The 12,292-nt window shown below is 59.6% G+C and carries 9 protein-coding genes and 1 pseudogene; 4 read left to right on the forward strand and 6 right to left on the reverse strand.

The window, feature by feature from the left end; all coding sequences use genetic code 11:
* Positions 1-94: 94 nt before the first annotated feature.
* The 5 genes from rplY to AB5Y59_RS14565 form a co-directional block, all read right to left on the reverse strand.
* On the reverse strand, positions 95-382 hold the full coding sequence (gene rplY / locus AB5Y59_RS14545; RefSeq protein ID WP_010674717.1) for a 50S ribosomal protein L25: 288 nt from the start codon (positions 380-382) through the stop codon (positions 95-97).
* Positions 383-546: 164 nt separating this feature from the next.
* Positions 547-1,377: a hypothetical protein gene (locus tag AB5Y59_RS14550; RefSeq protein WP_319859641.1), complete on the reverse strand. Its 831-nt coding sequence runs from the start codon at positions 1,375-1,377 to the stop codon at positions 547-549.
* Positions 1,378-1,448: 71 nt separating this feature from the next.
* Positions 1,449-5,363, reverse strand: a complete 3,915-nt coding sequence (gene hrpA / locus AB5Y59_RS14555) for an ATP-dependent RNA helicase HrpA (RefSeq protein WP_319859642.1) — start codon at positions 5,361-5,363, stop codon at positions 1,449-1,451.
* 189 nt (positions 5,364-5,552) lie between these two features.
* A complete protein-coding gene (locus AB5Y59_RS14560) occupies positions 5,553-5,975 on the reverse strand; it encodes a CBS domain-containing protein (protein ID WP_010674714.1) in 423 nt (140 codons plus the stop codon).
* 83 nt (positions 5,976-6,058) lie between these two features.
* Entirely contained in the window at positions 6,059-7,129 is a 1,071-nt protein-coding gene (locus tag AB5Y59_RS14565) for a helix-turn-helix transcriptional regulator (RefSeq protein ID WP_368212216.1), read from the reverse strand.
* A 406-nt stretch (positions 7,130-7,535) separates the two neighbouring features.
* Here AB5Y59_RS14565 and AB5Y59_RS14570 point away from each other — a divergent pair, with 406 nt between their 5' ends.
* Positions 7,536-8,858: a YjiH family protein gene (locus AB5Y59_RS14570; protein ID WP_124243834.1), complete on the forward strand. Its 1,323-nt coding sequence runs from the start codon at positions 7,536-7,538 to the stop codon at positions 8,856-8,858.
* A 57-nt stretch (positions 8,859-8,915) separates the two neighbouring features.
* Here AB5Y59_RS14570 and AB5Y59_RS14575 read toward each other — a convergent pair whose 3' ends face one another.
* Positions 8,916-9,797 (reverse strand): pirin family protein, encoded by an 882-nt coding sequence (locus AB5Y59_RS14575; protein WP_319859643.1) that lies wholly within the window; start codon positions 9,795-9,797, stop codon positions 8,916-8,918.
* Between the two features lie 118 nt (positions 9,798-9,915).
* Between AB5Y59_RS14575 and AB5Y59_RS14580 the strand changes: the two genes are divergently transcribed.
* The 3 genes and pseudogenes from AB5Y59_RS14580 (at position 9,916) to AB5Y59_RS14590 (ending at position 12,284) form a co-directional block, all read left to right on the forward strand.
* Positions 9,916-10,845 (forward strand): LysR family transcriptional regulator, encoded by a 930-nt coding sequence (locus AB5Y59_RS14580; RefSeq protein ID WP_319859644.1) that lies wholly within the window; start codon positions 9,916-9,918, stop codon positions 10,843-10,845.
* A 41-nt stretch (positions 10,846-10,886) separates the two neighbouring features.
* Positions 10,887-11,054 (forward strand): annotated as a pseudogene (locus AB5Y59_RS14585) (transposase); the annotation flags it as partial.
* A gap of 67 nt (positions 11,055-11,121) precedes the next feature.
* A protein-coding gene (locus AB5Y59_RS14590) for an IS3 family transposase (protein ID WP_103243192.1) occupies positions 11,122-12,284 on the forward strand; the annotation gives its coding sequence in 2 pieces (ribosomal slippage) (positions 11,122-11,377 and positions 11,377-12,284; 1,164 coding nt in all).
* Positions 12,285-12,292: the final 8 nt, after the last annotated feature.

Raw genomic sequence — 12,292 nt, forward strand, 5'->3', positions numbered from 1 at the left:
GCTGTTTGAGTATTTTATTTTCCCGGAAAAAATGCTGTAAAAACAAAGAGGCCACCCGATTGGGTGGCCTCTTCACAGGAAAGTTCGTTGTCGATTAGACGCGAACGAAATCCAGGTGAACCAGCTTGTAGCGAACCGGGTGACGCTGGATAGCCTTCACGTTCACTTTGACTTCTTCACCGTTGATGACCAGGGTCAGCTCGGAGGAGTAGAACTCCGGCTTCTCTTGGGCCAGGATCAGCTTCTTGTGGTCCAGGGTAACGGACACGGCTTCTTTGCCTGCACCGTAAACGATGGCAGGAACCAGGTCAGCATGACGCAGGCGGCGGCTCGCACCTTTCCCCAGGTCAGAACGGACTTCAGCTTGGAATACGAAAGACATAGTGATTATCTCTTTTAAGATGAATGTATGGTGTTGACTGCGACCGGTCAGCACCTCGCAAAACGAGCGCGAATACTAGCACGGGCCCGGAGGGGATACAAGGAAAGAACCCGCGGCACTCCTCTCTAGGCAAAAAGGCACTCCACCACGCCTCTCGCCATCCCCTAACGCCCCTGCTCCAGACGGGCAAACTGCTGCTGTCGCTGGGCCGGGCTCAGGGCATCGAATTGCGCCAGAGTCTGCGCTTTCGGGCAATAGAGGCGCTGCCCGGCCTGTACCTGGATCCCTTTGGCCATCCTGTCACGATTTTCCTGCACCAGCGCCAGCAGATAACTGTAAGTATCCGAGCCGCCGGCCTCCTTTGACTGAAGCTGGCTTGCAATGCGCCACAGGGTTTCTCCCGCCGCCACCTGATGACAAACCCGCGATGCCTCCCCTGCCGCCGTGGCGGAAAGAGTCAGGGTCGCCTGCTCAGGGGCAGAATCTGCGGTGGCCATGGGCTGTGCATCTCCCTGCCTTGCCAAGGCCTGTGTAGGGACCAGCCCCCCAAGCCGTGCGAGCAAGGGCTCCCCCAGAGGCATCCGCGCCTTCTTCTCCCGAGGCAGGGAGAACTCGGCGACAAAGGCGACAGCGCCCTGGACTTCGAACGAGGGGGCCGAGGAGGCGGCTTGCTGTACTGATTGGTGGGGCGCCATGCCATAGGCCATCTCATCGATGCGCTTTAGCCTGGCCAGGTAAGCCTTGGAGAGCTGGGCCTCCCCTTCGAACAGATCGAAGGGGGGCACCAGCCGGGCAGGAAAGAGGATCTGCCAGCGGCCATTCTTCTTTCTCTGTTCAAGTGGGGGAAACTGATTGCCCCGCCAGGCCGCAAAAATGGGCGGCACGGGGCGCAGCACCGGATAGAACTCCGGGTTGAGCTGCACCCAGGTTTGTTCCGCAATGGGTTGATACCCGCTGATGTTGACCAGTGCCACCCCCAACCAGATCCCCAGCATATGACGGCCTCCCTTCCCTTTGGCGTCTCGTTGCTTTCACACTATGGCTCAGAAAACAGATAGATAGCAGCTTAGCACTGGGCAATGGCGCTCTGCACCCGTTTATCCGAGATAGGGTATGGCGTCCCCAGTTGCTGGGCGAAGAAGGAAACTCGCAGCTCCTCGATCATCCAGCGGATATTGGCCACCTCGGCCGGGATCAGCTGGGATTTGGGGATCTTGGCGAGCAGTGCCTTGTACTCCGACTCCACGCTGTGCACCTTGAGCATGTAGACCCGATCCCGGTTGGGATCGATGGCGAGCTTCTCGAGGCGTCGCTCGATGGCCCGCAGGTAGCGCAGCAAGTCAGGCAGCCGCTGCCAGCCGGTCTCGGTGACAAAGCCCTTGTGAATGAGGTTACCCAACTGCTGCTGGATGTCCGACATGGCAAAGGCGGTGTCGAGCTGCATCTTGCCCTTGAGCCGTTTCTTGATCTCATGGGAGAGGGTCAGCACGGCTTCCACCTGTTTGGCCACCTCCACCACCGCATCGTTGAGCTCGGCGCGGACATACTCCTTGAGCGCCTCGAAACCCGCCTCGTCCCAAGCCAGCCCGCCGTGCTGCTCAATCAGCTTGTCGCAGCCGCAGGCGATGCAGTCGTCAATCAGCTCGGCCACCTTGCCAAAGGGGTTGAAATAAAGTCCCAGCTTGGCCTTGTTGGGCAACTTCTCCTGCAGATACTTGATGGGAGATGGCACGTTGAGCAGCACCAGCCTGCGTTGGCCTGCCCACATCAGCTGCTGCTGCACCACTGGACTCTCCACCAGCTGGATGGCGACCGAATCCTTCTGATCCACCAGGGCCGGATAGGCTTTCACCTCGAACCCGCCCCGCTTCTGGCTGTACTCTTGCGGCAGCTCGCCAAAGCTCCACAGGGTGAGGCCAGACTGCTCGATGTCATCGTCCGCCACTTGCGACAGGGTCTCCTGCACCTTGCCGCGCAGGGACTCTTTCAATGCCTCCAGATCCTTGCCTTCCGCCACCTTCTTGTGCTTGTCGTCCACCACACGGAAGGTGAGTTTCAGGTGATCGGGCACCGCAGCCCAATCCCAGGATTCACGGGGCACGGTCACGCCGGTCATGCGGCGCAGCTGACGCTCCATCTCGTCCAAGAGCGGCCCCTGCTCGGGGTTGATACTGGCGAGCAACGCGTCGGCGTAGTTGGGCGCCGGCACGAAGTTCTTGCGCATCGGCTTTGGCATCGACTTGATAAGAGCGACGAGCAGCTCATGACGCAGCCCCGGGATCAACCACTCGAACCCCTTCACCTCCACTTGGTTGAGCAGCGGCAGCGGAATATGCAGGGTCACACCGTCCGCCGCCTCCCCCGGCTCGAACTGATAGGTCAACTTGAGCTTGAGGCGCCCCTGCTGCCAGAAGTTGGGGTAGTCGAGATCGCTGATGTGGGCCGCATCCCCCTTCATCAACATCTCTTTTTCGAAGTTGAGCAGCTCGGCGTCCTGCTTTTGCGCCTCTTTCCACCACTTGTCAAAGTGGCGGCTTGATATCACCTCCTCCGGCAGACGGGCATCGTAGAAGCGGAACAAGTCCTCATCATCCACCAGGATGTCGCGCCGGCGGGACTTGTGCTCCAGCGCCTCTACCTCGGCCAGGAGCTTGCGGTTATCGCTGAAGAAACGGTGGCGGGTCTCGAAATCCCCCTCCACTAGGGCGCGGCGGATAAACAGCTCGCGGCACAGCGCCGGATCGATGCGGCTGAAGTTGATGATGCGCTCGTTGACCAGGGTCAGGCCATAAAGCGTCACCTTCTCCTTGGCCATCACGGCGCCATTTTTCTTCGACCAGTGGGGGTCGCTGTGGTGCAGCTTGATGAGGTGCCCCGCCAGCGGCTCCACCCACTCGGGTTCAATCTTGGCGTTGATGCGGGCATAGAGGCGCGAGGTCTCCACCAGCTCGGCGGCCATCACCCACTTGGGGGGCTTCTTGAACAGACCGGAGGCCGGGAACAGGTGGAAACGGCCGTTGCGGGCCCCGAGGAATTCAGGCTTCTCCAGATCCTTGTTGCCGATGTGGCTCAAAAGACCGGTCAAGAGCGCACAGTGCACCGTCTTGAAGTCTGCCGGTTCCTGGTTGGCCTTGAAGCCCAGCTCCTTGACCGTCTGGCGCAGCTGGAAGTGAATGTCCTGCCATTCGCGCACCCGCAGATAGGAGAGAAACTCCTTCTGGCACATGCGGCGAAACGGGTTGCTGCCAAGGGCATCCTGCTGCTCTTTCAGATAGTTCCAGAGGTTAACAAAAGCGAGGAAGTCGGAATCCTTGTCTTCAAAACGTCTGTGCTGCTCGTCGGCGGCCTGCTTTTTCTCCATGGGCCGCTCGCGGGGATCCTGAATGCTGAGGGCGGCGGTGATCACCATCACCTCGCTCAGGCAACCGGTCTGCGCTGCGCTGATCACCATCTTCGCCAGACGCGGATCAAGGGGGATACGCGAGAGCTGGCGACCGGTCTCAGTCAGCTGCAGCTTGGCTTCGCGATCGCTGGTGGCGGGCAATTCCCTCACCGCCTCCAGCTCTTTCAAGAGAGTCAAACCGTCCTTGATATGGCGCGACTCCGGCGGCTCGACGAAGGGGAACGCCTCCATATTGCCAAGGCCGAGCGCCAGCATCTGCAGGATGACGGAGGCCAGATTGGTGCGCAGGATCTCGGGGTCGGTGAAGGCCGGACGGCTATTGAAATCCTCCTCCGAGTAGAGGCGGATACAGATACCATCCGCCACCCGGCCGCAACGCCCTTTACGCTGGTTGGCGCTGGCCTGGGAGACCGGCTCGATGGGCAGGCGCTGCACCTTGGTACGCCAGGAGTAGCGGCTGATACGGGCGGTGCCCGGATCGATGACGTATCGAATGCCCGGCACCGTCAGCGAGGTCTCCGCCACGTTGGTGGCGAGCACGATGCGCCGTCCGGCATGTTGCTGGAACACCTTGTTCTGCTCGGCGTTGGAGAGGCGGGCGTAGAGCGGCAGCACCTCGGTATCGCGCAGGTTGAGCTTGCGCAGGGCATCGGCGGTATCGCGGATCTCCCGCTCGCCGTTCATGAAGATGAGGATGTCCCCGAGCCCCTCGCGGGCCAGCTCTTCGACTGCATCGAAGATCCCCTGCAGCTCGTCGCGCTCTTCCAACCCCTCGCTCTTGTCACTGCTTTTTTTATCAACAAACAGTGGGCGGTAACGCACCTCCACCGGATAGGTGCGGCCAGAGACCTCGATCACCGGCGCCTTGTTGAAATGCCGGGAGAAACGCTGGGGGTCAATGGTGGCCGAGGTGATGATCACCTTGAGATCGGGGCGCTTTGGCAGCAGCTGTTTGAGATAACCCAGAATGAAGTCGATGTTGAGGCTGCGCTCGTGGGCCTCATCGATGATGATGGTGTCGTACTGGGTCAGCATCCGGTCGTTCTGGATCTCGGCCAGCAGGATACCGTCGGTCATCAGCTTGATGTGGGTCTGCTCACTCACCTGATCGGTAAAGCGCACCTTGTAACCCACGTAGTGGCCAAGCTCGGACTCCATCTCCTCGGCAATACGGGCTGCCACGGTACGGGCCGCCAGACGGCGCGGCTGGGTGTGGCCGATGAAGCCCTTGACCCCACGCCCGAGCGCCAGACAGATCTTGGGGATCTGGGTGGTTTTGCCCGAACCGGTTTCGCCGGCGATGATCACCACTTGATGCTCTTCAATGGCTTTGGCGATCTCCCCTTGCTTCTGGCTGACTGGCAGATTGTCCGGATAGGTGACCTTGGGCACGCCCGCCAGACGGGACTGATAGCGCGCCTGTGCCACATCCAGGTCAGCGGCGATGGTTTCGAGCACGGCAGCCTGCTTGGCTTCCGGCAGCTTCTTGACCCCGTGCAGTCGACTGGAGAGACGGCGGGCGTCGAGATTCATGCAGGCGGTAAGACGGCGGCGCAGCGCCTCGATAGAGAGAGACAAGGTACGAATTCCTTAAAAGAGTGCCCATCAAGGGCCATATCGATAGCTGGGGGAGATCCTAAAGAGCGAGGCTGGGCGGTGCAAGCCTTAAAGCGCCGCGCCAGCACATCAAGCCGGAGGCGTCATGACCGTCACGGATGAAAAGAGCAGGCCGGAGCCTGCTCTTTGAAAACAACCAGACAACACCATTCAGACTCTGGCCTGATGCACGAAACAGGTGCCAAGCTGGGCGTGGATGGCCTGCATCACATTGTGGCGGTTGATGACCCCTAGCAGGCGCCCCTCCTCCACCACAGGATAGATCTTGGGCTTTTGACCCATCATCATCTCCGCCAGATCCAGGATGCTGGTGTCGGGGCCGACTGCCAGCACCTCCTTGCGCATCACATCCCTGACCTGGGCCACCTGTTCACAGTGGTAGGCCTCTTTCAACATGACGGCGATGCAATCCTGCTCGGAGACCCAGCCAATCAGATGTCCCTGGCTGTCCACTACGGGGCCGCCCAACTGATGACTGTTGAGAAATTTTTCCACCGCCGCCTGTACCATCATCTCTGCGCTGAAGGTGATGGGCTTGGTCTGCATGTAGTCCTTTGCTTTGAGTGATTCCATGACGCTTTCCCCCAACGAGCCTCCCGAGGGGAGGCAAGAGCCGGGCACTATGTCCGGCTCACTCCAAGCATAGTCCGCATGGATCAGGAGATGGATTGCAGCAAGAGCAAGAGCTCGTTCTGGCTGTGGCAGTCGGTCTTCTTGAACACCCCTTTCAGGGTGGAGCGCACAGTTTCCACCTTGACACCGCGCAGCTCCGCGATGTCGTTGCTGCTGTAACCCTTGCTCATCAGCACCAGCAGCTCCTTCTCGCCAATGGTGAGGGGATAGAGGCTGGCCAGCGCTTCGATGTCGGGGTTGAAGGCGTGCTCGGGGTCACGCAGCACCACTTCCACATAGCGTTCAAAGCGGCTGAGTCCGCTCATCAGGGTGCATTGGACCAGCAGCGGGCGCAGGTTAGGCTGACGGGGAATGGACATATAGGCGCTGGCGCCGGGCAGCAAATAGGCAAAGCCATTGAGGATCTCCTTGAGCTGGCGTTGCTGCTCCTTATTCTGCAAAGAGAAAATGCCGTTGATGGCCCGCAATTCCACATTTTCATCGGCGATACGGTTGAAGGCCACATTGGAATAATGAATATGCCCCTTGTCGTCTATGATGGCGCTGGGCTTATTATGGTTTTTCACCAGCTGTTGCAACTGATAGTTCTGGGTTTCCAGGGCCAGCAAGTTCCAATAATGGTGGCTCCAGGCCGCCAGTCCGGAATAGATTTCAGAGAGCGAGGTGAGGTCGCGACTACTGAAATCATCTTGCGCTGCACCACGGTAACTGCACAGGCTGCTCAGCCCCCTCCCTTTCACCTGGCAGACGCCGCCGACGGCGAATTGGGCGCCGAAACTTGCCAGCAGACCCACCGAGCTTGAAATGCTGTTGGCGCTGACAATCCCCTTGCACCCTTTATCCAGGTAATGGTTGAACCACACATCCTGGCGATGATGTTGCAGGTAAAACTGCTGCTGGGCCTCGGTCAGACCGCTGGAAAAAAGCTTTATTCCGTCGCTCTTGTCATCATCCCGCAATAAAAACAGGGATGAACTACAGGAAACGTCGGCGCGAAATTGGTCCACGACGAGCTTAATGTCAGAATCATTAATACCGCACTCGTATAACTGGCTGATATAGGGCGATATCCTTTCTTTCTCTAATGCCTTCACACCCGAACTCCTAATTCTTATTTTTATTGAAGAGGCATCTTACTCTGCAATGGGATAGTCGAAAAGTAGTCAAATGAACAAAGGGTTTATGATTTATTCATAAATAGTCATGAATATAGGCTCATGAATGAATATGGCCAAAAAGGGTAAATAGCCGCTCATGTTTTTCCTGGCGCTGGTCGCTTACCTCCCTGTTTTACCTCTTGATGTCTCACCACCCACTCGCCATCCCGGCCCCTCTTCCCCCCAAGATCACGCTTTTCAACATTGGGGTCATCTGCATCCACACCGATTCACATGTTGCATTTTGGTGACTTTGGTGTTTCCATTTTGAGCGCCGGACGATATTGTATATACAAATCATCCCCTCAATGGAATTGAACCATGCGGATCACAAGGAGAGAAAATGGAACCTGAACACACGCTCACTGCACCGGCAGGATCAGGGGCCGGCATCAAGCTGCTGTTGGCCAGCCTGCTTGGCATCGCCATCTTTTTTGTTCCCTTCGAGCTTGGCGGGCGCAGCACCATAGTGGTGGATCACCTGGCCGGCTTTCTGATTGCCCAGCGCCCCCTTGCCCTGATCCTCATTCTCTTGCTCATCGCCTATGGCGCCATCACCCCCTTGCTGGATGGCCGCTGGCGCGCCCGTCCCATCGACAGGGTATTGAGCCTGTTCAAGCTGCTCGGACTGGCCCTGGCCATTTTGTATGTCACAGACTGGGGCCCTGCCTGGTTGATGACCCCGGACCGCCTCCCCTTCCTGTTCGACAAACTGGCCATGTCTGTGGGCCTCATCGTGCCTATCGGCGCCATGGCCCTGACCTTCCTGCTCGGTTTCGGCCTGCTGGAATTCATCGGGGTGCTGATGCAACCCGTGATGCGCCCCCTGTGGCGCACGCCGGGTCACTCCGCCATCGATGCGGTCGCCTCTTTCGTCGGCAGCTACTCGGTGGGCCTGCTCATCACCAACCGGGTCTTCCTCGCGGGCAAGTACACGGTGCGAGAAGCCGTCATCATCGCCACCGGCTTCTCCACCGTCTCGGCCGCCTTCATGATCATCGTAGCCAAGACCCTCAACCTGATGGGACACTGGAACTTCTACTTCTGGTCCACCCTGGTGATCACTTTCGTCATCACCGCCATCCTGGCGCGTGTTCCTCCCATCAGTCGCCTGGCTCACCATGGGGAGACCGACGAGCCTCTACCGGCTGGCATGAGCCGCTGGCAGGCGGCCCTCACCTGCGGCCTGACCCAGTCCCACCAGGCAGATCCCCTGCTGCGGCAATTGAAGGACAACCTCAGGGACGGTCTTCACATGGCCGCTGCCGTGGTGCCCACCATACTGTCCGTCGGTCTGCTGGGCCTGCTGCTGGCAAAGCACACCCCTCTGTTCGATCTGCTGGGCTGGCTGCTCTGGCCACTGACCTGGCTGCTGGATCTCGGCGAGCCGCTCGCCACCGCCAAGGCCCTCTCGGCCGGTCTGGCCGAGATGTTCCTGCCCGCCATCCTGCTCAAGGATGCCGACCTGCTGGTGCGCTATGTCGCGGCCGTGGTTTCGGTCAGCTCGGTGCTCTTCTTCTCTGCCTCCATCCCCTGCATCCTGGCCACCCGGATCCCGGTGAGCGTGGGACAGCTGGTGGTGATCTGGCTGCTGCGCACCCTGCTTGGCATCCTGCTGGCCGCCTTGTGCGGCAGGCTGGCGCTGGCCCTCGGCTGGCTCGGTTGACCAGGGCTCATAAAAAAACAAAGCGCCATCAGGCGCTTTGTTTTTATCAGGATTGTCTCAGGGGGCGATGACGGCGAACCGGCCGCTGTTGAAATCATCTATCGCCTGATGGATCTCTGCCTCGCTGTTCATGACAAAGGGGCCATAACCCACGATGGGTTCATCGATGGGCTCGCCACTCAGCAGCAACAAGCTGGCCTCGCCTTCCGCCTCCAACATGAACTCCTCCCCGTTGGGATCGAGCAGCACCAGTTGTGCTTCGCCCGCGCGCTCCTGACCGTTGATAATGAGAGAGCCCTTGAGTACCACCAAGGCGCTGTTCCATCCCGCTACCGCCGGCAGCACCACGCTGGCCCCGCCCTTGAGCCGCAGATCCCAGATGTTCATGGGCGAGAAGGTGCGGGCAGGCCCCTCTACCTCGCCTTGTTGCAACCCGGCATCGTTCCCGGCGATGATGCGCACCCGCACATCGCCCTCCTTGAGGCTCAGTTGCGGGATGCTGTCGCTGGTGATGCCCTGATAACCGGGCGTCGACATCTTGTGTTTGGCGGGCAGGTTGACCCAGAGCTGCACCATGTTGAGGGTGCCACCACGACGGGTAAACCCCTGGGAGTGGAATTCGTCGTGCATGATGCCGGCGGCGGCCGTCATCCACTGCACGTCTCCCGGACCGATGATCCCCCCCTGGCCGGTCGAGTCTCGATGGGCGACCTCCCCTTCATAGACGATGGTGACCGTCTCGAAGCCACGGTGCGGGTGCTCCCCCACGCCCCTGGCATGATCGGCGGGCTCGAAATGTGCCGGGCCAGCCCTGTCCAGCAGCAGGAAGGGGCTCAAGGCGCGGCCATGGGTCTGATACGAGAACAGCGAGCGAACCGGGAATCCGTCGCCGACCCAGTGTTGTCGAGGGGCGCTGTAAATACCGATGACTCTTTTCATGATGCTCTCCTGGGTGATCGTCACGGAATGTGTCGTTGCTCGCATTGTGAGTCTGGAACGCTGCGTCCGGTAGACGTAAAATTTGCCATCAGCGTCCTATTTTGTGAACGATAACCCCATGCAACAGGATCTCAACGACCTCTATTTCTATGTCCAGGTGGTGGATCACGGGGGCTTTGCCCAGGCCGGCAGGGCCCTCGGCATGCCCAAGTCCAGGCTCAGCCGCCGCATCGCCATGCTGGAGGAGCGACTCGGGGTGCGTCTTATCCAGCGTTCCACCCGCAGCTTCACCGTCACCGAACTCGGGCAGGCTTATTACACCCGTTGCCGGGCCATGCTGGTGGAAGCCGATGCGGCGCAGGATCTCATCGCCGCGACCCAGAGCGAGCCTTGCGGTCTGGTGCGCATCGCCTGCCCCATCGATCTGCTGCACGCCCACGTAGGGAGGATGCTGATCTCCTTCGCCCTGGCCCATCCCAGCGTCAAGGTGCAGCTCGTCGGGGTCAACCGGGCGGTGGATCTGGTCGCGGAGGGGTTGGACATGGCGCTCAGGGTGCGACCACTGCCCCTGGAGGACAGCGATCTCGCCATGCGGGTGCTGGGTTATGCGACCCAGTGTCTGGTGGCAAGCCCGGCCCTTGTCGCGTCACTCGGCATGCCCCGGGCCCCCGCAGATCTGCTGTCATGGCCGAGCCTCGGTCATGGCGCCAGCCTGGAAGGCCATCACTGGACCCTGCTGGGCCCCGATGGGGCCCGAGTCAAACAGCACCACAGCCCCCGCTTTGCCACCACCGACATGCAGACATTGCGTCAGGGGGCGATCGACGGGCTCGGGGTCGTGCAACTGCCCACCATGATGATGAATGAGCCCCTGGCCGATGGCCAGCTGGTGCGTTTGCTCCCCGACTGGGCACCGCGCCAGGAGGTGATCCACGCGGTCTTCCCCTCACGCCGCGGTCTGCTGCCTGCCATCCGCGCCCTCATCGATCATCTGGTCGAGGGCTTCTCCCACCTGGGGCAGGCAAGTAAATCACCCCTACTTTCCTAGACACCTCAAGAGTCTCAAACTGAGGTCAATCAGGAGGTGTCATGAGCAAGCAGCAACGTTACACGGAAGAATTCAAACTGGCAGCCGTCAAGCAGGTGACTGAGCGCAATTACCCAGTAGCAGAGGTCGCTGAACGACTTGGTATTTCCAGCCACAGTCTTTATGTCTGGATCAAACGCTACAGCCAACCCGAGGCGCAGCAACAGGATGTAGTGGTCTAATCATCCCGGACACCGTTTTAGGTGGTACAGTCGCCACCATTATTTGAGGTGTTCAATGACAAGATTACGTCGCTCATTTACTGCCGAGTTCAAGCTGGAAGCCGCATCCCTGGTGCTCGACCAAGGCTATTCAGTCCCCGAAGCCAGCCGTTCACTGGATGTCGGCGAAACCGTGCTGCGTCGATGGGTTCAGCAACTTCAATCAGAACGAAGTGGCGCTACACCTGCTAACCGGGCGCTGACCCCTGAGCAGCAAAAAATTCAGGAGTTGGAAGCCCGCATCAACCGGCTTGAACGCGAAAAGGCCATTCTAAAAAAGGCTACTGCTCTCTTGATGGCGGACGAACTCGAACGTACGCGCTGATAGACCGATTAAGGGAGCAAGCCCCCACCACCCTGGTCTGTTGCGCTTTCGGTATACCAACCGCCTGTTTTTACGACTATCTGGCTCGCAGGCGCACAATTAACCGTGAACGGGTGCAGCAGAGAAGTGAGTTACGGTGTTTGTTCAAAGAGAGTAGAGGCTCAGCTGGCAGCCGGGCCTTGATGTCAATGATGCGGGCACTGGGGCATCAGATTGGTCGGTTCAAGGTGCGTCGCCTGATGAAGGAGGCCGGGCTGGTCTCCAAACAACCGGGAGCTCATCGTTATCAGGTCGCGCGGTCTGAACGACCGGATATTCCCAATCTTCTGGCGCGTGAATTTGATGTCCAGCAACCCAATCAGGTGTGGTGCGGCGACATCACTTACGTATGGGCAGGTGGCCGCTGGCATTACCTGGCCGCGGTGCTCGACCTCCACACCCGACGGGTCGTGGGCTGGGCGATGTCCGGCAGGCCTGATGCTGAGTTGGCCGTGAAAGCGCTCGACATGGCGTATCAGCAACGGGGCTGCCCGTCTGGCGTGCTGTTTCACTCCGACCAGGGCAGCCAATACGGCAGCCGGGTATTTCGGCAACGGCTGTGGCGCTATCGCATGACCCAGAGCATGAGTCGGCGTGGCAACTGCTGGGATAACGCGCCGATGGAGCGGCTGTTCAGGAGCCTCAAGACGGAATGGCTTCCGACCACGGGGTACATGAGCCTGCGGGAAGCCAAGCGGGATATCAGCTACTACCTGATGGATTACTACAACTGGCGGCGCCCGCATCAACACAATGATGGGATACCGCCAGCAGAGGCCGAAAATCGGCTTAACTGTGTGTCCGGATTTAGTTGACCACTACA

The sequence above is a fragment of the Aeromonas sp. s10 genome, assembly GCF_040907975.1.
GTDB lineage: Bacteria > Pseudomonadota > Gammaproteobacteria > Enterobacterales > Aeromonadaceae > Aeromonas > Aeromonas caviae.

Coding starts and splice junctions, on each gene's coding strand:
- rplY (WP_010674717.1), bottom strand. CDS start 382: ATGTCTTTCGTATTCCAAGCTGAAGTCCGTTCTGACCTGGGGAAAGGT.
- AB5Y59_RS14550 (WP_319859641.1), bottom strand. CDS start 1,377: ATGCTGGGGATCTGGTTGGGGGTGGCACTGGTCAACATCAGCGGGTAT.
- AB5Y59_RS14560 (WP_010674714.1), bottom strand. CDS start 5,975: ATGGAATCACTCAAAGCAAAGGACTACATGCAGACCAAGCCCATCACC.
- AB5Y59_RS14570 (WP_124243834.1), top strand. CDS start 7,536: ATGGAACCTGAACACACGCTCACTGCACCGGCAGGATCAGGGGCCGGC.
- AB5Y59_RS14575 (WP_319859643.1), bottom strand. CDS start 9,797: ATGAAAAGAGTCATCGGTATTTACAGCGCCCCTCGACAACACTGGGTC.
- AB5Y59_RS14580 (WP_319859644.1), top strand. CDS start 9,916: ATGCAACAGGATCTCAACGACCTCTATTTCTATGTCCAGGTGGTGGAT.